Genomic DNA, 24,352 nt, shown 5'->3' with positions numbered 1-24,352 from the left:
CGGTCTCACCCTGCTCCCAGGCTTCAGCGCGCCTTGGCGGTGGCCGGGGTCTGGCGGAAGGCGTCGTGCAGGTAGGGCGACAGCGACTGGCGCATGTTGCGCAGCCATTCGTGGATGATGATCAGCGAACGGGAGGCGACCGGCGGGGTCATGCCCAGCTTCACCAGATCCTCGCGGGTCATCGTCGCCACCTGATCCAGCCGGTGGCCGGTCAGGCGCGCCCAGGCCGGGGCGGTGCAGGGCTGCATGGAGATGACCTGCAGGCCCTCGCGCTCCACCATCTCCGCCTTGCGGCGGGCATACTGGCTGTCCTCCAGCTGGGAGAACGGGCCGGAGAAGCCGTTTTCCACCAGGACGCGCTTGGCCTTCGGGGCGATGGTCGCCACCCGCTCCAGCGTCGTCATGCCGGTGGACAACGAGGCGAGGTCGACGGTCACCGGGACCATGAAGGTCAGCCGTTCGCCTTCGCCGACGTAATAGTCGAAGCCCGACACCTCGGCCCAGTTGAAGAACCACTGCGAGATGTTGCCGCCGAAATCGTACAGGCGGCCGCCGCGCTGCAATTCCGGCCCGATCAGGTCCCAGAACTCGTAGAAGCCGTCACCCGACCCCATCATGTTCATGAAGTCCTGGGTGATGCGGCGGTGTTCGACCACGTCCGGGCCGAACAGGCGGGCGAGACGCTCGTTCACCTCGTACTCGACGACCTTCAGCTGCAGGCCTTCCAGCATGGCGGTCGCCATCAGGTGATGGGACAGCAGCGTCTTGCCGACGCCGCCGCGGTCATTGAGGACGAAGATCGTGCCCAGCATGCGATCGCCTTTCCAGTATGCGTTTGTTGAGTCGTCTTGGGTCATCGTGGCAGGCATCGGCGGGAATACAGGAGAGCCGGTGCCCCGCGCAACCGCCGCGGACGTCCGATGGGAAGCCGGCTGCGATTCCGGCCTGGTCATTGCGGGTTCGGGAGGCGTTTCATCCTCCCCGGTTCCGGTCTCGTCCTCTGCCGGCCGGTCTTCGGCAACGGCGGTCGCCGGTGCGAGCAGATCCAGGGCAGGGGAGGCGGGTTGTGAAAATTCCTCGACGGCCTTCGGGGCCGGTTCGCCCTGGTCGGGCGCAGGCTCTTGCGTCAGCGGCTCTTCCGCGACGGCGTTCGCCCGGGCATCCTCGCCATCAGGCTCGTCATCAAGCTCGGCCGTCTCGGTCAGCGGTTCCACATCGGAGCCGGCAGCTTCCGGCTCGGGCTCGACAACGGAGTCGCTCTCGTCGTCCTCCTCGTCGTCCTTAGGGGGGCCGTCCTCGTCCGGGCCGTCCTCATCCGCATCCTCGGCCTCTTCCTTCAGGCCGGCGGACAGGGCGGCTTCATGGACGGCTGCCAGGGTCTCGGCAGGAAGGGCTGCGGCGCCATGGTCGCCGGTGGCCTCGCCACGCCCTTCGTTTCCGACCAGGAAGAAGGCGGAGCGCAGGGTAACGGGCGAGATCGGCTGGTTGTCGCGGGCAGCCACCCCCAGCTTGGCCAGCAGATCGGAGATCTCGGCCCAGGACAGGCCGCGCTCGCGCATCAGCCCGATATCGGCATAGCTTTCGCGCACCGCCTGCATGGCGCTGCGGTTGCCAGCCGGGCGATCGGCAAGGAGCCGTTCAAGTTCCGAGCGGTCGATCGACACCGTATGGGATTCCGGCAAGATGAAATGGCGACGGGGAAGCGCCTGGATGTTGGATCGCAAGGAATCCATTCCCCTGGGGCCGAAAAAATAGTACAAGCGGCCATCACGCGCAAACGGTTTCCAAACGACATCAACGGCGCTAAACAGTGTTGCCCGATCGGGAAGCCATCCGTGACGCTGGGCAACTTCGCCGACGCTCCGGCAAATGGCGCCCATGACGTTGGCTTTTGGAACCGCCTGTCGGTTGCGCGGGTTGCCATAAGGGTGGGCGCCGCCGTTTCCGACGGGTTGGACGTCCACATCGGGCTGGGCTTGGAACCGGGGTAAGGCCAGGATGCCTCACGATTTTGGTTCGTCACGCGACCGGCGATCCGCCCCCATGCCGGGGGCGGGCATCGGCTTTCACGAGTTGCGGCAAGCATGTGAAATCTCCGCATTGCGCGAGGATCTGGAGCGGTTGGCCCATGAGGCCGGCGCTCTGCGTGATGGCGTGGAGCAGGCCGTGGAGACGGTGCGCGACCGTTTTGCCGCGCTCACCGCCGAGGAAATGGCCGATCCCATGGTGCTGGCGCCGCTGCTCCAACTGGCGGTAACCACCCTGCTGGAAATTCGCGAACAGGCCCGGCAGTTGAACACCCAGACCGGCCCGCTGTCGGATGACGAGCGTCCGTCCTGGCTGGGAGCCGCCGACGCTCCCCGCCTGCGGCAGCCTGCCGTAATGGCCTGGGGCGCGCCGGACGATGACGGCATGTCCGACGGCTGGGGCGGTGACGAGGCGCTGGAGCGGAACGACGACCCGCGTCAGGCCGACAGCGCGCCGCCGCGTCCTGCCGACTTGCCGGTCCGGCCGTCCCGGCCGGCTCTGGCGCCGCCGGCTTCGCAAGATTCTCCATCTCCCCACCCGCTGGCACCGGCCCTGTCGCAGGGTGCGGCGGTAAATCCATCCAGCCCAGCCTATCCATCATCGGCTCCGGCACCTGCCCGAACCGCTGAAGGGCAGGCGTCATGGCTTGCCGGCGAGCCGGCGCCACCGCCGCCGCCATCCCGCGCGGCGACGGCACGGGCCACCGCCGGCGTTGGCCAAAGACCCAAGGGTGGAATCGACTGGCTGGGGCCGGCCGGACGCTGACATCGGCAAAACAGGATTTGGGCAGGTGTCAAAAACGCTGCGACTTGCGGCGCCCGCCCCCTTTTGCGCCCGACGCAAAAGGTCAGATTCTGAACGATTGAGCTTGCAAATTTGGGGAGGTTCTAGTACAAACGGCGTATCGGTAAATGAAATTTTACCAAGATTCGCCGCATACCGCGCAACAGTTGCAACGTCCGAGGTCGGTCGCATGCTCCGGATCGACGCCATCGCCAAGCAGCATCTGCCCCACCGCACCCGTACGCCAGGGCAGCCGTTGCGCGTCCTCCTGGTGGAGCATGACCCCGGTATTGCCGACGCCCTGTCGGTGGCGATGGCGGATCTGGGGCACACCGTCTGCGGCATTGCCCGGACAGAGTGCGAGGCGGTCGATCTGGCACTGCGTGAACGTCCGGACCTGGCTATGACCGATGCGCATCTCGGCGGCGGAGACGGCATCGCGGTGGCGCGCCGGTTGAACCTGGACCACGGACTGCGGTCCATCTTCCTGTCGGGCAACAGCGACCATGGCACCATGGCGCGCATCACCGAAACCTATCCGTTGGGTGTGGTGCACAGGCCCTTTTCGCATGCACAGCTGAAGATCGCTCTGGATCTGGCGGCGCGCCGCCTGCGCTGATCCCCGCGCCGATTGACGGGTTTTCAGCACCAAACCGAAGGATTCGGTTTTCCCACGCATGTTCCTCTGCTATATTTGTTCATGGAGTGTTCTGGTTTGGAGCGGCGGGGCGAGTGCGCCGGTCCGAACATCGCCGGGGCATTTCCGACGGCGGTTGACCGGCGTCGGTCCCTCGTGCTTCGTTGCGCGGGACCGGGGGGATGGTCGCCATTGAACAGCCGGCCCTGCGAATGGGAACCCTCGGCATCTGGGTGCCTCCGCCGGGCATCCTGACGGGTCGGCATGGATGCTGGGACACTCGCGCTTAGGAGCAACAAGCGATGAATGTTTGGACGTTTACGGGACGCCTGGGCGCGGACGGCGAATTGCGCACGACCCAGAGCGGCGAGAAGGTGCTGGGTTTCCGCGTCGCCAACGATGTCGGCTTTGGCGAGCGCAAGACGACTCAATGGGTCGATTGCTCGATCTGGGGCCGCCGCGCCGAGTCGCTCGCTCAGCACCTGACCAAGGGCAAGAGCGTCGTCGTTTCGGGCGAAGTGACCCTGCGCGAGTATGAGAAGCGTGACGGCACCCGCGGCGCCGGCCTGTCGGTGCGTGTGGCCGAAATCGACTTCACCGGCGGTGCCCGTGAAGAGGGCGGCGGCGGCAGCTTCGGCGGCGGCGGTGGCGGCTACGAATCGCGTGGCGGCGGAAGCGGCGGCTATGGCGGCGGCGGCGGTGGTGGTGGCAACTACGGCGGCGGCGGCTCTTCGGGCGGCAACCGCGGTGGCGGTGGCGCTCCGCCCCGTCACGAGGATCTCGACGACGAGATCCCGTTCTGACGCGAGCCGCCGAAGCGGTGCGTTCCATCGGCCGGATGCCAGTCATCCGGCCGATTTCTTTTTCGGTGCCCGGCAAGTCAGTTCGGCAGGTCAACCCGCCAGCATCGTGCGCAGGCGCGGGGCCATATGGTCCAGAAAGGCCCGGACACGGCGTGGCGCACGGTCGCGACCGGTATAGACGGCGTGGATTTCCTCGGTATCGACCAGCGTGTCGTCCAGCACCGCGACCAGCCGCCCTTCACGCAAATCGTCGCGGACGTGGTATTCGGCGAGCCGCGCCAGGCCCAGCCCCAGCAGCGCCATATGGCGAACCGTCTCGCCATTGTTGGCCAGGATGCGGGTCGGCACCTCGCGGTCCACCAGCCGTCCGCCGGACTTCAGCGGCCAGACTGCGGCGGCACGGCGGAAATTGAAGCCCAGACAGTCATGGGCCTCCAGATCCGCGGCGGTCATCGGTACGCCTTTGCGGTCCAGATAAGCGGGGGAGGCGACGATCCTCCGCCGGACGACGCCCAGCCGCTGGGCCAGCAGCGCCGAATCGCTCAAGGGCCCGGCACGGAAGGCGACATCGACACGGGCAGCATAGAGGTCCACCACCTCGTCTGTCATCGTCACGTCCATCGTGATGCCGGGATGGTCACGCAGGAACTCAGGCAGCAGCGGCAGCAGGCAATGCTGGCCGAACGGCACCGAGGCGTTGGCGCGGATCAGGCCGGTGGGCGCGCGGGCGCCGCCGGCGATCTCCGCATCCAGCGCGTCCAGTTCGCCCAGCAGCGTCTGTGCCCGTTCCCGATAAAGCTCTCCCTCGGCGGTCAGGCGCAGCTTCCTGGTGGAGCGTTCGACCAGCCGCACACCCAACCGGTCCTCCAGCCGACCGACCAGCTTCGCCGTTGATGACGGTGTCATGCCGACATCTCGCCCGGCGGCGCTGAAGCTGCCCTGAGCGGCAACCCGCAGGAAAACCCGCATTTCCCAGGCGCGCGGATCGCTCATCCCGGTCTCTCCATCCTTACCTTGTCCTTGAATGACAAAATCATGCGAACTGGGCTGGTATTCCCGTTCCTGACCTTATGGCGCACATCGTCTCCCCAGCACAGACATTCTTGGAATGGAGACCTTGGAAATGCCACTTGCACTGCTGGCGCTGGCGATCAGCGCCTATGCGATCGGGACGACGGAGTTCGTGATCGTCGGCCTGCTCCCCACCGTGGCGAGCGACCTGGACGTCAGCCTGCCGCTGGCCGGCATGGTGGTCAGCGTCTATGCGCTGGGCGTCACGTTCGGCGCGCCGATTCTGACCGCGCTGACCGGCCGGGTGCCGCGCAAGCCGTTGCTGCTCGGACTGATGGGCGTGTTCGTCGCCGGCAACCTGCTGGCCGGCGTCAGCCCCAATTACGAGACGCTGCTGGTGGCGCGGGTGCTGAGCGCCTTTGCCCATGGCGTCTTCTTCTCGGTCGGTTCGACCATCGCCGCCGATCTGGTGCCGGAGGACCGGCGCGCCTCGGCCATCGCCATGATGTTCTCCGGCCTGACCATCGCCATCGTCACCGGCGTGCCGCTGGGCACCTGGATCGGCCAGACCTTCGGCTGGCGTGCCACCTTCCTGGCGGTGTCGGTGCTTGGCGTCGTCGGCGGGCTGGGCGTCGCGGCGCTGGTGCCGGCACGGCTCAGCCAACCGCCGGCTGCCGGTCTGGGCACGCAGCTGGGCGTCCTGGCGAAGCCGCGGCTTCTGCTGGCCTTCGCCATCACCGCACTCGGCTATGGCGGCACCTTCGTCGCCTTCACCTTCCTGGCGCCGATCCTTGAGACGATCACCGGCTTCTCGAACTCGACCGTCAGCCTCGTCCTGGTTCTGTACGGTGCCGCCATCGCGGTCGGCAATGTCGTCGGCGGCCGGCTTGCCAACCGCCGGCCGGTTCGGGCGCTGGCCTGGCTGTTCGCCTTGCAGGCGCTGGTTCTGATCGTCTTCACCTTCACCGCGGACGCCAAGGTTCCGGCGCTGGTCACGCTGGCCGGCATGGGGGCGCTGGCCTTCGCCAATGTCCCGGGCCTTCAGCTTTATGTCGTCCAGCTGGCGCAGCGTCACGCGCCGGAAGCGGTCGATGTGGCGTCGGCGCTGAACATCGCCGCCTTCAACCTGGGCATCGCGGCGGGTGCCTTCTTCGGTGGGCAGGTCGTTTCCTCCCCGCTCGGTCTCGGCGCCACGCCGTGGGTCGGTGGCCTGTTCGTTCTAGGCGGTCTCGTCCTGACGCTGGCGAGCGGTGCGCTCGACAGGCGGGAGACCGACCGCCGGACGACTGTTCCGGCGGCCTGCTGAACCGGCCTGTCAAACCGGGTCCGCCTCCAGCGTCAGCGTGTCGAGCAGGAAGCTGCCGTCTTCGGTGATGTCGAAATGGGTGCGGACCTCCGCCGCCGCACTGCGCTGGAGCGAGCGGATGGCCTGGGCGTGGAGGTCCGGGGTGCGGGTGCGGGCGGTCCACACCGGGAACTCCATGCGCAGGCGCCGCGGCGTCAGGGACCGGACAGCGAAGCCCGCCCGTGCCGATGCCGCCATCCATTCAGCCGCCGTATAGTTGCGGACATGCGACGGGTCGCGCAGCACCTCGACCACCTGCAGGTGGGTGTCCAGCACGGCGGCGGCCGGTGCGATGCAATCGATGAAGACGGCAATCCCGCCCGGTGCCAGCACCCGCCGCGCCTCCCGCAGTCCGGCCTCGAAATCACGCCAATGATGGGCGGTGAAGCGGCAGAGCACGACGTCGAACCGGCCATCCTCGAAGGGCAGCCGTTCGGCGGGCGCCTGCCGGGTGGCGATGTTGGACAGGCCGCGCTCCGCGGCGGTGCGGGCGACCACCTCCAGCATCTCCGGCGTCAGGTCGACGGCCACGACCTCCGCCACATGGGGAGCGGCGCGGTAGCTGACATGGCCGCCGCCGCAGCCCAAATCCAGAACCCGCGCGTTCGAGTGGCCACGCAGGACCAGCTCGATCTGGTCCAGGTCGGCGCCGCCGGCATGGACGGCACTGGACACGTAGGCATCGGCGCGCGGGCCGTAATTCTCGGCGACGACGCCATGGTGAGTCCGGGTCATGGAGGGCTTCCTTGCAGTTGGCTGGCTGATGCGGCGAGCCTCGCGCCATTCGTAACCGGGTACAAGACAGGTGGTTATCCTGGTATAAGCACTGCCACCATGATCCGCACCCCCGCCTCCACCGGTCAGGCCCCCGTCGATCCAACGGCCGACCGCCGCCGCCTGCTTGCCTCCTTTCTGCGGCGCCACCGCGAACGAATCGCTCCGGCAGAGGCGGGGGTGCGAACCGGTTCCGCCCGCCGGAGAACGCCCGGCCTGAGGCGGGAGGAACTGGCCCAGCTCTGCGGCATCAGTCCGACCTGGTACACATGGCTGGAACAGGGCCGCGACGTTTCGGTTTCTCCCGCCGCATTGGCGCGTTTGTCGAATGCGCTGCGCCTGACCCCGGCTGAACGGGCCTATCTGTTCGAACTGACCCGCAAGCGCGACCCGGACATGCCGACAGCGGGGCAGGTGGACAGCCCTCCGCCGTCGCTGCTTGCGGCGCTGGCGGCGATGATCGCGCCAGCCTATCTCCTTGACCGCTGCTGGAGCGCCGTCGGCTGGAATCCCCGGGCGGAGCGGCTTTTTTCCGGTTGGTTGGCCGGCGCCGAAACCAATCTGCTGCGCTATGTCTTCCTCGACCCGTCGGCCCGCGATTTCATCCAGGATTGGGAGAATCGCGGCCGCCGGCTGCTGGCGGAGTTTCGTGCCGAAACGGCCCGGCACCCGGACGACCCGACGCTTCGGCAATTGGTCGACGAACTGCGGCAGGCCAGCCCGCCGTTCGCCCGGCTGTGGGAGGACCAGAGTGTTCTGGAGCGGGAAGGCGGACTGCGCCGATTCAATCACCCGCTGGATGGCGCCCTGATGCTGGAGCAGGTGACCCTGCGTCCGGGTGACCGGTCCGCTTTCACCCTGGTCATGCTGGTCGAGCCTTCTGCGAACGAGTTCGCAGAAATTCAGGAATAAGGCTGCCGATCCGGCTGCCCTTCGCCGTTTGGCACCTGATCACTGGCAGTCCGGTAGCGCGGTTCGCAATTTTCTGCCGCAAGCCGTTGCGGAAAAATGCAATTGCGTGCTTTTAGTACCCTGAGGTTGTGCTACTCTGAGGCTGTTTTCGTTGAGCTTGAGCGATATTAAAAGCGTCATCCAAATAACACGCGTCGAGCTGAAAACAAACGCAACAAAAATCAGGGGAAGGCCTATGGCGCGCTTTATTGCGGGTGGTTCAACCGGGGTTAACACCGACAATATCTATATCGCCGATCTTCTGTATGCGCAGATATCCGGTGCAAACAGCACTTATATTTCGGCAAGCTACGGTGGCGGTGCAGTCACCGAGTTTTATGGAAATTTCGCATACAATTCGACGGGTACCAATGTGGTGGGCGGAACGATTTCCGCCATACGCTCGCTGTCGAATGGCAGACCGACCTACACCGTCGAAAGCCTGTCGGTTCCCGCAACCACCTTCCTCGCGTGGCTGTCCAGTGGCGCAAGCAGCAGCGCACGGTCCTCGATCCTGTCGGGTTCGGATACGATGTTCGGGTCGGATTTCAACGATACGATTCGGGGGTATAACGGAAACGATACGATTCTGGGTGGCGGCGGATCGGACCTTCTGGATGGCGGCTATGGGAACAACGTTATCGACGGTGGTGACGGCGTCGATACCGTCCAACGTGATAGGAGCACGTATTGGAATACCGTCTTCAGCTATGGCGGATCCGTCTATGTCTATGACTCGAACGGTTACGACCAGCTGATCGGGGTCGAATACATCCGCTTCGAGGATCGTACGGTTGCAACCTCAAGCGTTGCTGCACTGGATCCGCTGTCTTATCTGGCAGCGAATCCCGATCTGGCCGCCGCGTTCGGCGGAAACACCGCGCCGGTGTTGAGCCATTATCTGAGCGCCGGCATCCGCGAACACCGGTCGACGACCTTCGATGCTGCGAGCTATCTTGCGGCGAATCCCGATCTGGCCACCGCGTTCGGTGCGAACACTGTTGCCGCCACCCAGCATTATATCAATGCCGGACGTCTGGAAGGACGCAGCACCAGCTTCAATGCAATGAGCTACATCGCTGCCAATCCCGATCTTATCCAGGCGTTCGGAGCGGATAAGAGTGCTGCAGCACTGCACTATGCCACCGCAGGACGGCTTGAGGGCAGGTCGACGACCTTCAATGCGGCCGCTTATCTTGCGCGCTACCCGGACCTCCGGTGGATGTACGGCACCAGCGAACTGGGAGCTGCGACGCATTATGTCACATCGGGGTATCGCGAGGGACGGTCTGCCGCCCCGCTGACGACATCCGCCAGCCGTTCCGCGCAGTTCCTGGCATCCGAACAGGCTTCGGCTTCACTGGCCGCCGCTCTTTAAGGAAAGGCTGGCTCGGGACACCCGCAAGGCAAGTGCTCCCGAGTCATCCGCCTCCGGTCTCGACGCCCCGGTACAGTGCCGATCTCGGAAGTGGGCGGTACTGGCCCGGCTGCCAAAAACGCGAAAACCCGCCGAAGGGCGGGTTGGAAGTTTTCTGTATCAGCAATTGGAAAATTGGCTGGGGCGGCAGGATTCGAACCTGCGGATGGCGGTACCAAAAACCGCTGCCTTACCACTTGGCGACGCCCCAACCGGCGCGGCGATCTCTCGTATCGCCGGAAGGAGCGGCACCATAATCGGAAGACCGGCCGAACGCAACAGGCTGTTTTCAGAAAATTATCGCGATCAATCGGCCCTCCGCGAGGCAGCTCAGCGGCCCTCCCGGCGCCATGCCATCAGCAACCCGCCCAGCACCAGGGCCAGCACCGCACCAACCGGCAGCAGCGGCACGTCGGTCACGCCGGTGACAGTATAGTCGCCGTTGGCGCGCAGGCCGATCCAGCCGGATCCGGTCTGGCTGCGGTCGGGCTGGGTGCGGCGCACATCGATGCCGGGATTGGGGCCGCTGTCGGTATCGGTCACCCAATGGATGCCGCCGCCCGTCGCCTCCGCCACCGGCTGCATGCGGTCGCCGGTGGACCGCACATCGGCCAATTCCGGCGTGTTCACAGCCCCCACCACCGCCAGCGTCGTCCGCTCCCCATCGGAGATGCGGTAGATGCCGGGGGCCGCGGCGGTCACGGTGGCGATGGCCCGGCCGGTGCGGTCGTCGGTCAGTTGGAGCGTGCTGGTCTGGTCGGACGGATCGGTGATGGTGACGGAACGCGGGTCGGGCGTCAGGGACCGGCGTTCGACCGTGATGCGGTTGCCGTCCACATGGGCGCGCAGGTCGTTCTCCTCCAGCTCCGGCTCCTTCATCAGCCAGTGGGCGAGACGGCGCAGAAGCTCCGCCTGCGGGCCGCCGCCTTCGAAGCCGCGGCTCCACAGCCAGATCTGGTCGGAGGCGAGCTGCGCCACCCGGCCCTTGCCGACGCGGTCCAGCACCAGAAGCGGGCGGTTGCCGGCCCCCTGCATCACCACGGTGCCGCTGTTGGGCGTCACATCCACCTGATGGAACCAGCGGCCCCAGCTCGGCGCCGCGTCCAGGCGGTCGCCGGGCAGTCCGGCGGTCACCGGATGGCGGCGGCCGACATCTGTCACGGTCGGCAGGAACGGGCTGTCCACCGTCTGGCCGCTGGGTGCCGCCGGCAGGATCGACCCCAGCGGCGTGCGGTACAGCGACAGCGGCCCGGCATAGCCCTGTCCGGAGGTTTCCAGCAGGGCGCCGCCCTTGCGGACATAATCGGCGATATTCTCCAGATACATCTGCGGCAGCACGCCACGGCGGCGGTAGCGGTCGAAGATGATCAGGTCGAACTCGTCCAGCTTCACCTCGAACAGCTCGCGGATCGGGAAGGCGATCAGCGACAACTCACGGATCGGCGTGCCGTCCTGCTTCTCCGGCGGGCGCAGGATGGTGAAATGGACCAGATCCACCGCCGGATCGGCCTTCAGCAGGTTGCGCCACGTGCGCTCGCCGGCATGGGGTTCGCCGGACACCAGCAGCACGCGCAGCCGGTCGCGCACGCCGTTCACCACCACGGCAGCGCGGTTGTTGGCGAGGGTCAGCTCCTGCTTCGCCGGCTCGACCTCCAGTTCCAGCACATTCTGGCCGCCATGGGTGATCGGCAGGTCGACGCGAACGTCGCGGCCGACCGGCACGCGGATGGTGCTGGGGGCGCCGCCGTCCTGGCGCAGGGTCACCGCGGCGTCGGCGGACTGGCGGCCGGGCATGTCGTCGACACGGATGGTCAATTCGACCGGCTTGCCGACAAGGCCGTAGTTCGGCGCCTGCACAATGGCGATGCGGCGGTCGCCCTCGTCGCGGTCGCCGGTCAGCAGCGTGTGGATCGGGCCGATGTCGGCCAGCTTGCCCGGCACCTGCGGAACGTCATGCACCTGACCGTCGGTGATGAAGACGGCGCCGGCCATGCGGCGGCGCGGCACATCGGCCATGGCGCGGTTCAGCGCATCGAACAGATGGGTCTCGTTGATGGTGCCGCCGGTTTCGCCGCCCTCGGCGCTGCGGACGACGCGCACCTCCAGATCGTTGAAGCGCTTCAGCCGCTCGGTCAGCTGTTCCGCCGCACGCTCGGTGCGGGCGCGGCGGTAGCCGATCGCTTGGCTCGGCGAATCGTCGATCACCACGATGGCGACGTCCTTGATCGGGTCGCGCTTCTCCTGGACCAGCGAGGGGTTGATCAGCGCCAGGGCCAGCACCGCCACCGCCAGCAGGCGCAGCCATGTGCCGCGTGCCCGGCGCGCCGCCGCGATCAGCACCATCAGCAGGGCAAAGCCGAAGAGTGCGCCCAGCACCGGCCAGGGCAGCAGGGGCGCCAGCGCCACGGAAACGCCGGAGAGCAGATCGACGGGCATCACTGGCCGAGCCTTTCCAGGATGGCGGGCACATGAACCTGATCGGCTTTGTAGTTGCCGGTCAGCGCGTACATCACGAGGTTGACGCCAAAGCGATAGGCGATCTCGCGCTGACGTTCGCCGCCGGGGATGACCGCGAACATCGGCTGGCCGTTGCGGCCAACCGCCCAGGCCGATGCCCAGTCGTTGCCGCCGATCACGACGGAGGACACGCCGTCATTCGCCGGCCCCTCCCGCGCTTCGATCCACAGCTGCCCTCCGGCATAGCGTCCGGGAAAGTCGGTCAGCAGGTAGAAGGACTTGCGCAGCACATGGTCCTGCGGAACCGGGGCGAGCGGCGGGATGTCCAGGCCCTGCACCAGCCGTTGCAGAACGGCCGGACCGCCTCCCGGCGCCTGGTCGCGGGTGTCGAACAGGATGGTGCCGCCGCTGCGCATATACTCGTTCACCCGCTGACGCGCCTGATCGGACAGCGCTTTCTGCCGATCCGACACCGGCCAGTAGAGCAGGGGATAGAAGGCCAGCTCGTCCTGTTCGGGGTCGACGCCGACCGCTCCGGCCGCTTCGACGGCGGTGCGCAGGCCGAGCACGCCGACCAGCCCCTCAAGCCCGGCGCGGGCGGTGTCGTCGATGCTGCTGTCACCGGTCTGGACATAGGCGAGGTAGGTCTCCGCCGTCACCTTGACTGCCTTGTCCTGATCGAGCGCGCGGGCGGGCTGCGGCGCTGAAGACAGGGCGAGCGCCAGCAGCAGGCCGGCCGCCGCCCCGCCGGCCCTACGCCGGAGGCTGGTCGGGCGCAGCAGGCCGCGCAGGGCCAGTGCGATCAGCAGGTCGATGGACAGCAGGGCGAGGGCTGCCGCCAGCAGCGACGGCTTCAGCGGAACCTCGCCGCGGCCGCCATAGCCGTCGCGGCCCACGCCGGCCGGCATCGGCGGCAGCGGGTCGATGGCGGTGACGGCGGCGGACAGGTTCAGCGCGCGCCGGGCATCGTCGGTGCCGTAGAACCCCGGAGGATGGCGCGGTCCGATGACATCGGCGGCGGCATTGCCGGGGATGGGGAAGGCGGTCGGCGGCGGCGGAACCAGCCGGCCGGTGCCGTCCAGCACCTCGACCGGATCGAGTGAAGCGGTGGCCGCCGTTCCCGTCACGCCGCCGCTGAGCGCGACCAGCCGGCGCAGCATGTCGACGAACAGGCCCGACAGCGGCAGGTTCGACCAGTCCGGGCTGGCGGTGGTGTGGACCAGCACGATCCAGCCGTCACCGCGCTTCTGCGAGGTGACCAGCGGCGTGCCGTCGGCCAGCCTCGCCCAGGTGCGGTCCGCCAGATCCAGCGCCGGCTCGGCGAGCACCTGCCGGTTCACCTGGACATCGGGCGGGATGGTCAGCCCCTCGAAGGGCGATTTCGGCGGGAAGGGCTGGAGCTTTGCCGGCTCCGACCAGGACAGGGCACCGCCAAGCGCGCGGTCGCCGATGCGCAGCCGCTCCGGCACCAGCGTGTCGGCATGCTGGGCCAGACGCGGACCGGCGAAGCGGACCAGCACGCCGCCCTTCTTCACCCAATCCTCGATGTCCTGAACCTCGGTCCCGGTCAGGGCGCCGATGTCGGACAGGATCAGCACGGCCAGATCGCGCTTCAGCAGATCCAGCGTCTCGCCGCGCCGCACCTCGTTGTAAGGCGACAGCGCGCGTTCGAGATAATAGAGATCGGACAGCAGCGGCTGGCTTTCCCCTTCCGCCCGGCCGGACGCGAGGCCGACGGGCCGGCGGCGCCAGCGCTCGTCCAACAGGACCGTGGCGCCGGCGGTGGTGTCGCCTTCGACCCGCAGGCTGGCGGCGTCGTTGCGCAGCTCGGTCGGCACGTCCAGCCGCACCTCCCGAACCTTCTGGCCCGGCTCGAAGGTGACGGTCTGGCGGGTCAGCAGCCGGCCGTCGGCGGCGGCGAGGCGGACGGTCACCGGCTCCGGCTTCGACGGATCGGCGCGGACGACGCGGGCGGTCAGCGCCGTACCCTCGCTGGAGGGCGGCAGCAGCAAATGAGGGGGATGCTCGGCGGAGTCGTCGAGGACATCGGCGGAGCCCAGCCGCTGCAATCCGGCGGCGAGGGCGGCGGCCTGTTTGTCGCCAACGCCGTCGCTGAGCCACACCGCATGGATGGAGCCGCGCCCGTCGGCCTGCGTGGCCACCGCCTTCAGGGCCTCCAGCGCCGCGGCACGGTCGGTCGGCCAGGGCAGGGGAACCATCGCCTGGGCCAGACGGCGGGCCTCGGGTGCCGGCAGGACGGCGCTTGCATGGATCGGTTGCCCGTCGGCGGCCGGGGCGGTGGGCAGCAGGATCACCGGCCGCTGCTGGCGGTCGGCCTGGGCGATCAGCTCGTCCATCGTGCGCTTGCGGGTCGGCCAGTCACGCCCGGCCGCCCAGCCATTGTCGACCACCAGCAGCAACGGCCCGCCGCCGGGCAGTGCCGCCCGCGGGTTCAGCAATGGACCGGCCAGCGCCAGGATGATCAGCGCCGCCACGATCAGCCGCAGGAGCAGCAGCCACCACGGCGTCCGGGCCGGCGTCTCCTCCCGCGCGATCAGGTCGCGCAGCAGGCGGATGGCGGGAAACTGGATCGCACGCGGGGCCGGCGGCGTGACGCGCAGCAGCCACCAGAGAACCGGCAGGGCTGCCAGTGCGGTCAAGACCCAGGGGGCGGCGAAGGCGATCGGTCCGAGACCCAGCATTGGCGCGTCTTCACGAGGGGGAGGGGCGAGAAAAGGTAGAGCGGCGCGTCACACCGCCTCCATCGCCATCGCACCCCAGAGGGTGAGCAGCGCGGATTGCGGCGAACGGTCGGTACGATGAACGGCGAAACTCCAGCCGGCGGTGCGGGCAAGCGCCGCCAACCCGTCCTGCTGCGCCTTCAGGCGCTCGCGGTAGGCGTCGCGGACGGCCTCGACTCGGGGGACCAGCAGATTCTGTTCGCCCTCCAGGCCGTGGAAATCGACACGGCCGTCATAGGGCAGCGTTTCTTCGGCCGGATCGAGGATCTGGACCAGATGGCCGCGCAGGCCTCGCCCGGTGAGGCCGGCAACGATGGCGTGGATTTCCGGCAGGGGGGACAGCAGGTCGCCGAACAGAACCGTCTGCGCATGGCGGGGCAGGGGTTCCACCCGCGGCAGCGGGTCGGGCGCGGCAGCGGCACGCGGGTCGGTCATCAGCCGGGCGATGCGGTCGATGGCGGTCTTGCCGTGGTCGGGACGCACGCCGCTGTTCAGCAGGGCGACCCGCTCGCCGCCGCGGGCCAGCAGCACGGCGGTGGCGAGCGTCAGCAGATCCGCCCGCTCCCGCTTGGTCGGCAGCCCGGCGACGGAACGGAAATCCATGGAGGCGGAGCGGTCGCGCCACAGCCAGACGCTTTGCGCCGCCTCCCATTCATTCTCGCGGACATAGACCGGCTGGGTCTTGGCCGACTGGCGCCAGTCGATCATCGACGGGGCGTCGCCCGGCTGGTAGCGGCGGAACTGCCAGAAGGTCTCGCCCAGCCCGACGCGGCGGCGCCCATGCACCCCCTGGGCGACCGTCGCCGCCACCCGCTCCGCCGCGACCAGAAGCGGGGGCAGGGCGGATGCCAGCTCCTCCGCGCGATGCCGCGCCAGCAGGGTATTCGACAGCTGACCCGGCGGCTGGCTTTTTTGCGGGGAGTTTGGGCTGCGCGGCATTGCGGCTCCGCTTCGAGGGGTCAGGCCAGGGGCGCGCAGAGGCGGTCGATGACGTCGTCCAGCGTCACCCCGTCGGCCCGCGCGGCGAAGTTCAGCGCCATGCGGTGCTTCAGGATGGGCTTGGCCAGCGCAACGACATCGTCCAGCGACGGCGACAGGCGGCCATCCAGCACCGCACGGGCGCGGGCGGCGAGCATCAGCGACTGGCTGGCGCGCGGGCCGGGGCCCCAGGCGACATGCTGGCGCACCTCCATCAGCTCCGACGTTTCCGGACGGCCGCGGCGGACGAGGTCGAGGATCCCGTCCACCACCCCTTCGCCGACCGGCACGCGGCGGACGAGGCGTTGTGCCGCCTGCAGATCGGCGGCGGACAGCACCGTCACCGCGCGCTCGTCGGTGGCCCCGGTGGTGGCGATCATCATCCGACGTTCCGCCTCGCGGTCGGGATAATCGACGTCGATCTGCATCAGGAAGCGGTCGAGCTGGGCTTCCGGCAGCGGATAGGTGCCTTCCTGCTCCAGCGGATTCTGGGTGGCCAGCACATGGAAGGGCTGGGGCAGGGGATGGTACTGGCCGGCGACCGACACCCGGTGCTCCTGCATCGCCTGGAGCAGGGCCGACTGGGTGCGCGGGCTGGCGCGGTTGATCTCGTCGGCCATCAGCAGCTGGCTGAACACCGGACCGGGCAAGAAGCGGAAGGACCGGCGGCCGTTCTCGCCCTCCTCCAGCACTTCGGAGCCCAGGATGTCGGCGGGCATCAAATCGGGCGTGCACTGGATTCGCTTTTCGGCGAGGCCCAGCACGGTGCCCAGCGTTTCCACCAGCCGCGTCTTGGCAAGGCCGGGAACGCCGATCAGCAGGACATGGCCGCCGGCCAGCAGCGTGACCAACGTGCGGTCGATCACCTCCTGCTGGCCGAAGATCACGCGGCCGATGCGGTCGCGGACGGAGGCAAGGCGGTCGCCCAGCGCCTCGATCTCTTCCATCAGCCGTTGCGGGTCCTCCGGCACGGGAGGCTGCCCCCTCAGGATGTCCTGTGCGCTCAAGGTCTGCTGCTCCCCGATGGTGGGCCTATCGGTGTCACGGTCGCAGGAGTCCGCGACGCGAAACACGGGATCCGCATGGTTGGCCCTGTTCCGGCACCTTGTCGACACCCATTTTCCGAATCCCGCCGCCGGATGTGCCGCCGGACGGGTGGTGGCGCCAGGACCATTGGAGTGGACCTAGCGGCCGAGTGTGGCGAAAATGCGCAAGTCCGGGGACAAAACGGTTCCCAATTCCATGAAGGTCGGTAACGCGATGGCGAATGACAAGCGCTCAGATGGACAAACCGTTCCGGAGACGCCGCCGGATCTGCCGGCCAACCTGCCGCCCGACTTGCCGGTGGCGCTGGGACGGACACCGACGCTGGAGCAGTACGACATCCGCATTGCGCGCGACGGCACCTGGTTCCACAATGGCGATCCCATCCGCCGGATCGAACTGGCGAAGCTGTTCTCCACCGTCCTGAAGCGCGACGACGACGGCGATTACTGGCTGATCACGCCTGTCGAGCGCGGCCGGATCGTCGTGGACGACGCCCCGTTCGTTGCGGTGGAGATGACCGTGGCGGGAAGCGGGGCCGATCAGGTCCTGTCCTTCCGTACCAACCTCGATCACTGGGTGGAGGCCGGCCCCGAACATCCGATCCGCGTCGCCGTTAACCCTGAAACCGGGGAGCCGGCACCCTACATCGAAATCAGAAGCCGGCTTGAGGCGCTGATCCTGCGGCCCGTGTTCTACGACATGGTCGAGCGCAGCGAGACGCGCCAAACCGAAACCGGCGAGTCCGAGGTGGGTCTATGGAGCAACAAGGTCTTCTTCACGCTGGGCAGGCTGCCTGGCGACTGAGCCTGGAGGAAGTCCGCCGGCGCTTGCCGGCGATGAGCACCGATGCGGCGGTGGAGAATGCTGTCCGGTCGAACCGGACGGCGCCGAAGCATGCCGCCAAGATCCGGGGCGACCACGACCTCAATCCGGAAATGGGGCCGCCCTCCACCCTGCGCGAGGCGGCGGTGCTGGTTCCGCTGGTCGACCGGCCGGAGGAGCTGACCGTCATCTTCACCCAGCGCACCGCGACGCTGAGCGCCCATGCCGGCCAGATCAGCTTCCCCGGCGGCCGGATGGAGCCGGAGGACGGCACTCCGGAGGAAACCGCCTTGCGCGAAACGGCGGAGGAGATCGGGCTGGAGCGCGGCCGGATCGAGATCGTCGGCCGGCTGGACACCTATGTCACGCGCACCGGATTCCGGGTGACGCCGGTGGTGGGGGTGGTGACGCCGCCCTTCATCCTGACGCCCGACCCGACCGAGGTGGCGGAGGTGTTCGAGGTGCCGCTGTCCTTCATCCTCGACCCGTCGAACCCGCAGCGCCACAGCCGCGAGTTCCTGGGCAAGCCGCGCTGGTTCTACGCCTTCCCCTATCCGCAGCGTTACATCTGGGGGGCGACCGCCGGCATGCTGGTGAACCTGCGCGACGTGCTGGGTGCCGCCGCCCGCGAAACGGGGGAGGGGGCGGACTGAGGTCTTCGAAACCGATGGCCCCAAACCCGACGGCGGTGGAATGGGGACCGGGAATCGGATAGCGTCGCGCGCCATGACCGTTGCCGCACACCTGTCGCCCCAGCCCTGGATGACCGCCCCCGAAAGCCTCGCGCTGTTCGCTGCCCTGGCATCGGGCGGCGCCGACGCGCGATTCGTCGGCGGCTGCGTGCGCGATGCGTGGCTCGGCCGGCCGGTGAAGGACATCGACATCGCCACCCATGCGCCGCCCGAGCGGGTCATGGAGCTGTTGGAGGCGGCGGGGATCCGCGTCATCCCGACCGGCCTCGCCCATGGCACCGTCACCGCGCTGTGCGGCGGCAAGCCCTATGAGATCACCACGCTGCGGCGCGACGTGGAGACTTTCGGCCGCCACGCCCGCGTCGAATTCACCGACGACTGGATCGAGGACGCCGCCCGCCGCGACCTGACCATGAACGCGCTGAGCTGCACGCCGGACGGCGCGATGTTCGACCCGTTCGGCGGTCTGGCCGATCTCACCGCCGGACATGTGCGCTTCGTCGGCGAAGCCCGCCGGCGGATCGAGGAGGATGTGCTGCGCCTGCTGCGCTTCTTCCGCTTCCATGCCCATTACGGCCGCGGCGAACCGGATGCCGAGGCGCTCGCCGCCTGTCGCGATCTGGCGCCGCGCCTGCCGACGCTGTCGGGTGAGCGGGTGCGGGGGGAGCTGTTCCGCCTGCTGACCGCCCCCTGCGCCGCTTCGGTCTGGCGGTTGATGATGGGGCAGGGGATCATGGTCCATCTGCTGCCGGAGGCGATGGACACCGACCGGCTGGAGCGGTTGATCGCCGTGGAACGCGATCTCGGCCTGACGCCCGACCCCACCCGCCGGCTGGCCGCCGTGCTGGACAGCGACCGGCCGGGCGCGCTCAGGGTTGCCGACGCTCTGCGCCTGTCCAACCACGAGCGCGACCGCCTGCTGGCCCTGGTCGAGCCGCCGGTCGCGGTGGCGCCGGCGGACAACCGCAAGGCCCTGCGTCAGGCGCTGTACCGCGTCGGCGATGCGGAGCTGTTCGGCGACCTGCTGCTGATCGCCGCCGCCATCCATGACGGGCCGCTGGATTTGGGTGCGTTGCGCAAGGCCCTGTCGGTGGCCGACGATCTGCCGGGCCTGAAGCTGCCGATCGCCGGTCGCGACCTGCTGGAGCTTGGCGTTCCGCGCGGCCCGCTGGTCGGCGGCACGCTGAAGCGCGTCGAGGCCTGGTGGATCGCCGAGGATTTCCAGCCGGACCGCGACGCCTGCCTGGAGATGGCCCGTAGTTTTCTCGATCAGGCGTCCGGCCGTTCGGCGTAGCGGCGGCAATGCTCCAGATAGGCCGCTTCGTGACCGACGATCAGGTCGACGATGCTGGACCACAGCCAGGACGGAGCATCCAGGCTCTTGGTCCGGTTGCGCGCCAGTTCGCCGCGCCATGACTTGCGCGTCGCCTCGTCCATCTGGCGGGCATGCGCCTTGCCGACCACGGCGGCCAGATAGAAGGCGACGCGGGTCGCTTCCTCGCGCGTCAGATGATCGAAGTCGAGCTTGATGTCCTGCGGCAGCAGCTCGCGCAGGAAGACGGCGCGGTCGAGCAGGCGGGCAGGGCGCATGCGGTCGCCGAGATAGGGCGAGAGATTCTGCGCACCGGTCACCACGCGTTCCGCATTGTCGCGCGGCATGCCGTTCCTGGCGGCACGCGGTGCTGCGGCCTGGACCGCCTCCTTGATGTCGATCAGGCTGAGGCCGCCCTCGTCGTAATGACCCTCGCCGACGCCGAGAAGCACCGCGATCCGCAACCGGCCGAGCGAACTGCATCCCTTTACCCAATAGGCGGCGTCCAGCAGCTCGATCCGGTCGTTGTCGTCGCGGGAGTGCAGAGCGGTCACCAGGCGGCGGACCTGATCCTTGGCAAACAGATCCTCGACGGCGGCGCGCTCCTCGTCGGTCAGCGGCCAAAACCGCTTGCCGAGGGGGATGGTCGGCCGGATGTCCTTGATGCGGTCCTTGGCCAGATGCTTCCAGGTGCGTCCGATGGCCTGACGCATGCCGAGGCGGACGACCGACGGCCTTTTCCGCACCGCATCCCCGCCCAGCTCGCCGTCGAGGGTCATCATGTAGCCCTCGATCATCCGCTCCAGCATCAGCGCCGTGGTGACGCCGGGCAGGTCGGAACCGCGCGCCGCGGTGGCGAGCGACAGGCCGAGCCGGATCAGGTCATGGGCGGGGTTGCCGACAACCGTCTGGTCGACATCGCGAATCTGAATGCCGATCCGGCCCTTGGCATTGGCAACCGGTCCGAGGTTGCCGACATGGCAGTCGCCGCAGATCCAGACCGGCGGACCGTCGGGGATCCGGCCGCTGGACTGCTCCAGCCATTCGTAGAATTTCACGGTGCTGCCGCGCACATAGGCGTGAGCGGATTCGGCCATCTTGAGATTTCGGCGCTGGGACAGGACCGCTTGGCGTTGATCGGGCGGGGTGGGCTGGTTATTCGACGACATCATCCATCCGGATCCGAAGTTGCGAGGCCGGAAATGGGCAACGCATCGATCATCCGCCATGCCGCAACCGGCCAACCCACAACGACCCAGCCATGCATGCTTACGGGGCATGTTCCTGGGAACCGCCGGCGATCAAGCTGATTTTCTCTCAACTTCCTCGGATTGTGAGAATGGGGAGTGTGCTTCGGCACGACTTCGAGATGAGTTGCATCAGTTTTTTCGGAACTATCGGCTTAACCAAGTAGCCATTGGCACCGATCTTCAACGATGCCATGACAATGTTCTGCTCGGAATGGGCAGTGAGCATTACAATCGGGGTTTCCTTTTTACCAGGCAAAGGCACATATCCATCCCTTACAGCTTTCGTAAATTGGAGCCCGCTCATTCCCTTCATCACCACGTCACAGATAACCACGTTGATATGGTTTGAGAACAGGCACGCCAATGCAGTTTCCCCACTGTATTCCTGATAAACCTCTGATATCCCATGGGCATTCAGGATTTTTCTTACCAGATCCGCAGTGAATTTGTTGTCGTCCACAACCAAAACGGAAAGCAGTTTGTGATCGATCAGCTTGGACAGCTCTTCCATTTTGACCTGTGTGGGGGATTGGAGAATACCGAGAGAGCAGGTCGTTGGATATGAAGTTCAGACACTCACGGACAATTAGGAAATACTCTTATATACCATGAGTATTTCCATCGGTAAGTTTCAAATATTTTTCAGGTTCGGTTTATAGGCTATTCACAGAATCCGCAGCCAAACACAGGAACTTTGCAGGGAGACGTCTGGCGGGTTGCGCTTCAGGATAGAACCCACCCCGCTTACAGGCAAAAAGCACATAAGTTAGGTTATGGAAAATAATGCCGCCGCCGTCCGCCTCGGCCTTGCGAATTCGAAAGCAAGAATCGGATAGCCTGAACCTGACCGTTTTCGCGACTTTCGCGCCATTCACCGCATGGAAGAATGGCAATGAAACAGCTGGACGGAAAGACTGCAATCGTCACGGGTGCCAGTTCCGGGATCGGGCGCGAGGCGGCGCTGCTGTTCGCGGAGCACGGCGCGCAGCTCGTTCTGGTGGCCCGGCGGCGTGACGAACTGGAACGGCTGGCGGACGAGATTCGGAGCAAAGGCGGCGATGCCATCGCCGTGGCCGGCACCGTCGCGGATGCCGAGGTCGCACGCGCCGCGGTCGAAACCGCCATCCGCCGGTTCGGCGGACTGGACGTGGCCTTCAACAATGCGGGCACCGTCGGCGCCCAGGTTCCGCTTCCCGATATGACGGCGGAGATATGGCACGAGGTGATCGATACCAACCTGACCAGTGCCTTCCATGCCGCCAGGCACCAGATTCCGGCGATGCTGTCCCGCGGCGGCGGATCGCTGATCTTCACCTCGACCTTCGTCGGTCATACCGTCGGCTTTCCCGGAATGGCTGCCTATGCCGCCAGCAAGGCCGGATTGATCGGCCTGATGCGGGTGATTGCGGCGGAATACGGGCCGCAGGGCATCCGCGCAAACGCCTTGCTGCCGGGCGGCACCGATACGCCGATGGGACGGGCCGTGTCGAACACGCCGGAGGCGCTGGCCTTCGTCCAGGGGCTTCACGCCCTGAAACGCCTTGCGACGCCACGGGAGATCGCGCAGTCGGCGCTCTATCTGGCGTCGGACGCGTCCAGCTTCACCACCGGAACCGCACTGCTGGTGGATGGCGGCGTGTCGATCACCCGGACGTGATCAACCGGACATGATCGGGCAGGGCCGCACGCCATTCACCGGCGTTCGGCCCTGCCCTATTCCTCCGGCCCTACTCGGCCGCCTGAGGCCGCAGCGGCTGGACCACGTCGCTCTTGAGATTCATCGCCTTGGCCAGTGCGTCGATGCGGCGCTGGACCGCTTCGCCGGACGGGACGCTGCCGTCGTCGGGCAGGGTCAGCACGATGCGGCCATCGCCGACCTTCAGGCTCGTGCGCTCCAGCAAAGCCGTGGCGCCGCCCGACAGCGTGTGGGCAAGGCGCAGGGCCAGACCCAGCACCAGCGCCTTCATGCCCTGCCCCTCGCTCACCAGCGTCCGCACCGGCGCGGTCAGCGGCACGTCGATGGCGCCGGCATAGCGGGCATGGGCGGCAAGCGCGAGGAAAGCGCGCTCGTCATGATCCAGCGCCGGGAACGGATAACGCAGCACGCGCAGGAAGGCATGCTCCGCCCGGTAGTCGGGATGGTCGGCCCAGCCGACGTCGCTCAGCAGGCAGGCGGCATGGCGCAGACGGATGGCGTTGTCGTCCTCGCCGGCGAAAAGCCCGGCGGTCCAGGACATCAGCAGGGCCGGATCGCCCATCCGCACGAAGCGCCGCGCCCAATCGGTGGCCGACGCCATCAGCGGATCCTCGCGCTGCCCCTCCGGCGAGAGCAGCGAATAGAGATGCCCTTCGCGCAGGCCGTAGGCGGAGAAGACCAGCTTCGACGGCTGGGCGATGCGGAGCAGCCGTTCCAGCACCAGCCCGGCGAGAGGCAGCGTGTCGAGCCGGCGGCGCGATCCCGCCATCTTCTCCAGCGACGAGCGGCTCTGCCGGCCGATCAGGCCGGTGAACTCCCGCGCGTCCGCCGACGGGATGGTGTAGTGGTGGATGATGTGCAGCGGATGGCCGGACTGTTCCATATGCAGCTTGGCGATGGCGCGCCAGCTGCCGCCGACCGGGTAGAAGGGCCGCCCCTTCATCGCCGGCAGCCAGGGCAGCGATTCCAGATGCTGGTCGATCAGCTTGGCTGGGCCGCCCTTGGTCGAACCGACCTCCATCAGCCGCAGCGGGCCGAGCGGCAGCGTCACCTGCTTGCCGATCACGCCGCGGTCGAGCGTCACCAGCTCCAGGCTGCCGCCGCCGAGATCGCCGACGAGACCGTCCGCGCCGGGGGTGCCCGACAGCACGCCCATGGCCGACAGCCGCGCCTCCTCCTCGCCGCTGATGACGCGGACGGTCAGGCCTGCCCGGCGTCGGATGGCATCGACGAAGGCGGCACCGTCGCGGGCATCGCGCACGGCGGCGGTGGCGATCACGTCGAGCCGGCCGACGCGCATGCCCTGGGCCAGGGTTGCGAAGCGCTCCAGCGCCGCCAGCCCCTGGGCGACGCCGTCGGGGTTCAGCACGCCGGCCTTCTCCACGCCGCGCCCGAGACCGCACAGCACCTTCTCGTTGAACAGGGCAAGCGGCGAGCGGGTCAGCCCGTCATAAACGACGAGACGGATGGAGTTCGACCCGATGTCGATCACGCCCACCCGGTCTCCAACGCGCTCCCCGGCGGTCGCAACGCCTGAAGCGCCGCCGACCGCCTGCCCCAGCTCGCCGAAATTGGCGGCGGCGCGTTTCTCAATGTTCATACTCTCGC

General features: G+C 67.6%; 20 protein-coding genes and 1 tRNA gene. 10 read left to right on the top strand and 11 right to left on the bottom strand.

What is annotated here, in order from left to right:
• Window positions 1–23: 23 nt before the first annotated feature.
• Window positions 24–1,664: a hypothetical protein gene (locus tag CRT60_RS28635; protein WP_098741076.1), complete on the bottom strand. Its 1,641-nt coding sequence runs from the start codon at window positions 1,662–1,664 to the stop codon at window positions 24–26.
• 334 nt (window positions 1,665–1,998) lie between these two features.
• Between CRT60_RS28635 and CRT60_RS28630 the strand changes: the two genes are divergently transcribed.
• The 3 genes from CRT60_RS28630 (at window position 1,999) to CRT60_RS28620 (ending at window position 4,251) form a co-directional block, all read left to right on the top strand.
• Window positions 1,999–2,793 (top strand): hypothetical protein, encoded by a 795-nt coding sequence (locus CRT60_RS28630; protein ID WP_098739859.1) that lies wholly within the window; start codon window positions 1,999–2,001, stop codon window positions 2,791–2,793.
• 208 nt (window positions 2,794–3,001) lie between these two features.
• A complete protein-coding gene (locus CRT60_RS28625) occupies window positions 3,002–3,430 on the top strand; it encodes a response regulator (RefSeq protein ID WP_098739858.1) in 429 nt (142 codons plus the stop codon).
• Between the two features lie 320 nt (window positions 3,431–3,750).
• Window positions 3,751–4,251: a single-stranded DNA-binding protein gene (locus CRT60_RS28620; protein ID WP_098739857.1), complete on the top strand. Its 501-nt coding sequence runs from the start codon at window positions 3,751–3,753 to the stop codon at window positions 4,249–4,251.
• A 90-nt stretch (window positions 4,252–4,341) separates the two neighbouring features.
• On the opposite strand, the gene CRT60_RS28615 is transcribed toward CRT60_RS28620, so the two are convergent.
• A complete protein-coding gene (locus CRT60_RS28615) occupies window positions 4,342–5,244 on the bottom strand; it encodes a LysR family transcriptional regulator (protein ID WP_098739856.1) in 903 nt (300 codons plus the stop codon).
• 130 nt (window positions 5,245–5,374) lie between these two features.
• Here CRT60_RS28615 and CRT60_RS28610 point away from each other — a divergent pair, with 130 nt between their 5' ends.
• The gene (locus tag CRT60_RS28610; protein WP_098739855.1) at window positions 5,375–6,568 is read left to right on the top strand and encodes an MFS transporter; all 1,194 of its coding nucleotides are present in this window, start codon (window positions 5,375–5,377) and stop codon (window positions 6,566–6,568) included.
• A 9-nt stretch (window positions 6,569–6,577) separates the two neighbouring features.
• Here CRT60_RS28610 and CRT60_RS28605 read toward each other — a convergent pair whose 3' ends face one another.
• Window positions 6,578–7,342 (bottom strand): class I SAM-dependent methyltransferase, encoded by a 765-nt coding sequence (locus tag CRT60_RS28605; protein WP_098739854.1) that lies wholly within the window; start codon window positions 7,340–7,342, stop codon window positions 6,578–6,580.
• A gap of 99 nt (window positions 7,343–7,441) precedes the next feature.
• Here CRT60_RS28605 and CRT60_RS28600 point away from each other — a divergent pair, with 99 nt between their 5' ends.
• Together CRT60_RS28600 and CRT60_RS28595 are read left to right on the top strand one after the other, a co-directional pair.
• Window positions 7,442–8,293, top strand: a complete 852-nt coding sequence (locus CRT60_RS28600) for a helix-turn-helix transcriptional regulator (RefSeq protein ID WP_098739853.1) — start codon at window positions 7,442–7,444, stop codon at window positions 8,291–8,293.
• 235 nt (window positions 8,294–8,528) lie between these two features.
• On the top strand, window positions 8,529–9,710 hold the full coding sequence (locus CRT60_RS28595; RefSeq protein WP_143273407.1) for a hypothetical protein: 1,182 nt from the start codon (window positions 8,529–8,531) through the stop codon (window positions 9,708–9,710).
• Window positions 9,711–9,885: 175 nt separating this feature from the next.
• Here the strand turns inward: CRT60_RS28595 and CRT60_RS28590 are convergent.
• From CRT60_RS28590 to CRT60_RS28570, 5 genes are all read right to left on the bottom strand, one after another.
• Window positions 9,886–9,960 (bottom strand) — tRNA-Gln (locus tag CRT60_RS28590).
• 119 nt (window positions 9,961–10,079) lie between these two features.
• Window positions 10,080–12,185: a hypothetical protein gene (locus CRT60_RS28585; RefSeq protein WP_098739851.1), complete on the bottom strand. Its 2,106-nt coding sequence runs from the start codon at window positions 12,183–12,185 to the stop codon at window positions 10,080–10,082.
• Window positions 12,185–14,908: a DUF4159 domain-containing protein gene (locus CRT60_RS28580; protein ID WP_098739850.1), complete on the bottom strand. Its 2,724-nt coding sequence runs from the start codon at window positions 14,906–14,908 to the stop codon at window positions 12,185–12,187. Before CRT60_RS28580 ends, CRT60_RS28585 begins: the two co-directional genes overlap by 1 nt.
• 48 nt (window positions 14,909–14,956) lie before the next feature.
• The gene (locus CRT60_RS28575; protein WP_098739849.1) at window positions 14,957–15,886 is read right to left on the bottom strand and encodes a DUF58 domain-containing protein; all 930 of its coding nucleotides are present in this window, start codon (window positions 15,884–15,886) and stop codon (window positions 14,957–14,959) included.
• A 20-nt stretch (window positions 15,887–15,906) separates the two neighbouring features.
• Window positions 15,907–16,872: an AAA family ATPase gene (locus CRT60_RS28570; RefSeq protein WP_098739848.1), complete on the bottom strand. Its 966-nt coding sequence runs from the start codon at window positions 16,870–16,872 to the stop codon at window positions 15,907–15,909.
• Window positions 16,873–17,167: 295 nt separating this feature from the next.
• Here CRT60_RS28570 and CRT60_RS28565 point away from each other — a divergent pair, with 295 nt between their 5' ends.
• From CRT60_RS28565 to CRT60_RS28555, 3 genes are all read left to right on the top strand, one after another.
• On the top strand, window positions 17,168–17,776 hold the full coding sequence (locus CRT60_RS28565; RefSeq protein WP_244592819.1) for a DUF1285 domain-containing protein: 609 nt from the start codon (window positions 17,168–17,170) through the stop codon (window positions 17,774–17,776).
• Window positions 17,777–17,808: 32 nt separating this feature from the next.
• Window positions 17,809–18,447 (top strand): CoA pyrophosphatase, encoded by a 639-nt coding sequence (locus CRT60_RS28560; RefSeq protein ID WP_098739847.1) that lies wholly within the window; start codon window positions 17,809–17,811, stop codon window positions 18,445–18,447.
• 73 nt (window positions 18,448–18,520) lie between these two features.
• Complete coding sequence (locus tag CRT60_RS28555) at window positions 18,521–19,780, top strand: CCA tRNA nucleotidyltransferase (RefSeq protein ID WP_098739846.1); 1,260 nt, start codon at window positions 18,521–18,523, stop codon at window positions 19,778–19,780.
• Here CRT60_RS28555 and CRT60_RS28550 read toward each other — a convergent pair.
• Entirely contained in the window at window positions 19,756–20,967 is a 1,212-nt protein-coding gene (locus tag CRT60_RS28550) for a DUF2252 family protein (protein WP_098741074.1), read from the bottom strand. The two genes, CRT60_RS28555 and CRT60_RS28550, sit on opposite strands and share 25 nt — an antisense overlap.
• A 148-nt stretch (window positions 20,968–21,115) precedes the next feature.
• Window positions 21,116–21,559 (bottom strand): response regulator, encoded by a 444-nt coding sequence (locus tag CRT60_RS28545; protein ID WP_098739845.1) that lies wholly within the window; start codon window positions 21,557–21,559, stop codon window positions 21,116–21,118.
• Window positions 21,560–21,940: 381 nt separating this feature from the next.
• Here CRT60_RS28545 and CRT60_RS28540 point away from each other — a divergent pair, with 381 nt between their 5' ends.
• On the top strand, window positions 21,941–22,705 hold the full coding sequence (locus tag CRT60_RS28540) for an SDR family oxidoreductase (RefSeq protein ID WP_098739844.1): 765 nt from the start codon (window positions 21,941–21,943) through the stop codon (window positions 22,703–22,705).
• A 70-nt stretch (window positions 22,706–22,775) separates the two neighbouring features.
• Here CRT60_RS28540 and CRT60_RS28535 read toward each other — a convergent pair whose 3' ends face one another.
• Entirely contained in the window at window positions 22,776–24,344 is a 1,569-nt protein-coding gene (locus tag CRT60_RS28535) for a Ppx/GppA family phosphatase (protein ID WP_098739843.1), read from the bottom strand.
• Window positions 24,345–24,352: the final 8 nt, after the last annotated feature.

Source organism: Azospirillum palustre (assembly GCF_002573965.1).
Classification (GTDB): Bacteria; Pseudomonadota; Alphaproteobacteria; order Azospirillales; family Azospirillaceae; genus Azospirillum; species Azospirillum palustre.
Note: the sequence above shows the minus strand (reverse complement) of the source record. Positions and strands in the feature narration are given on the sequence as shown.

Excerpts from the sequence above, each read along its gene's own strand:
- CRT60_RS28570 (WP_098739848.1), bottom strand. The coding sequence starts at position 16,872 with ATGGAAGAGATCGAGGCGCTGGGCGACCGCCTTGCCTCCGTCCGCGAC.
- CRT60_RS28575 (WP_098739849.1), bottom strand. The coding sequence starts at position 15,886 with ATGCCGCGCAGCCCAAACTCCCCGCAAAAAAGCCAGCCGCCGGGTCAG.
- CRT60_RS28555 (WP_098739846.1), top strand. The coding sequence starts at position 18,521 with ATGACCGTTGCCGCACACCTGTCGCCCCAGCCCTGGATGACCGCCCCC.
- CRT60_RS28585 (WP_098739851.1), bottom strand. The coding sequence starts at position 12,185 with ATGCCCGTCGATCTGCTCTCCGGCGTTTCCGTGGCGCTGGCGCCCCTG.
- CRT60_RS28540 (WP_098739844.1), top strand. The coding sequence starts at position 21,941 with ATGAAACAGCTGGACGGAAAGACTGCAATCGTCACGGGTGCCAGTTCC.
- CRT60_RS28605 (WP_098739854.1), bottom strand. The coding sequence starts at position 7,342 with ATGACCCGGACTCACCATGGCGTCGTCGCCGAGAATTACGGCCCGCGC.
- CRT60_RS28580 (WP_098739850.1), bottom strand. The coding sequence starts at position 14,908 with ATGCTGGGTCTCGGACCGATCGCCTTCGCCGCCCCCTGGGTCTTGACC.
- CRT60_RS28550 (WP_098741074.1), bottom strand. The coding sequence starts at position 20,967 with ATGTCGTCGAATAACCAGCCCACCCCGCCCGATCAACGCCAAGCGGTC.
- CRT60_RS28625 (WP_098739858.1), top strand. The coding sequence starts at position 3,002 with ATGCTCCGGATCGACGCCATCGCCAAGCAGCATCTGCCCCACCGCACC.
- CRT60_RS28565 (WP_244592819.1), top strand. The coding sequence starts at position 17,168 with ATGAAGGTCGGTAACGCGATGGCGAATGACAAGCGCTCAGATGGACAA.
- CRT60_RS28615 (WP_098739856.1), bottom strand. The coding sequence starts at position 5,244 with ATGAGCGATCCGCGCGCCTGGGAAATGCGGGTTTTCCTGCGGGTTGCC.
- CRT60_RS28610 (WP_098739855.1), top strand. The coding sequence starts at position 5,375 with ATGCCACTTGCACTGCTGGCGCTGGCGATCAGCGCCTATGCGATCGGG.
- CRT60_RS28535 (WP_098739843.1), bottom strand. The coding sequence starts at position 24,344 with ATGAACATTGAGAAACGCGCCGCCGCCAATTTCGGCGAGCTGGGGCAG.
- CRT60_RS28560 (WP_098739847.1), top strand. The coding sequence starts at position 17,809 with ATGAGCACCGATGCGGCGGTGGAGAATGCTGTCCGGTCGAACCGGACG.
- CRT60_RS28620 (WP_098739857.1), top strand. The coding sequence starts at position 3,751 with ATGAATGTTTGGACGTTTACGGGACGCCTGGGCGCGGACGGCGAATTG.
- CRT60_RS28600 (WP_098739853.1), top strand. The coding sequence starts at position 7,442 with ATGATCCGCACCCCCGCCTCCACCGGTCAGGCCCCCGTCGATCCAACG.
- CRT60_RS28595 (WP_143273407.1), top strand. The coding sequence starts at position 8,529 with ATGGCGCGCTTTATTGCGGGTGGTTCAACCGGGGTTAACACCGACAAT.
- CRT60_RS28545 (WP_098739845.1), bottom strand. The coding sequence starts at position 21,559 with ATGGAAGAGCTGTCCAAGCTGATCGATCACAAACTGCTTTCCGTTTTG.
- CRT60_RS28630 (WP_098739859.1), top strand. The coding sequence starts at position 1,999 with ATGCCTCACGATTTTGGTTCGTCACGCGACCGGCGATCCGCCCCCATG.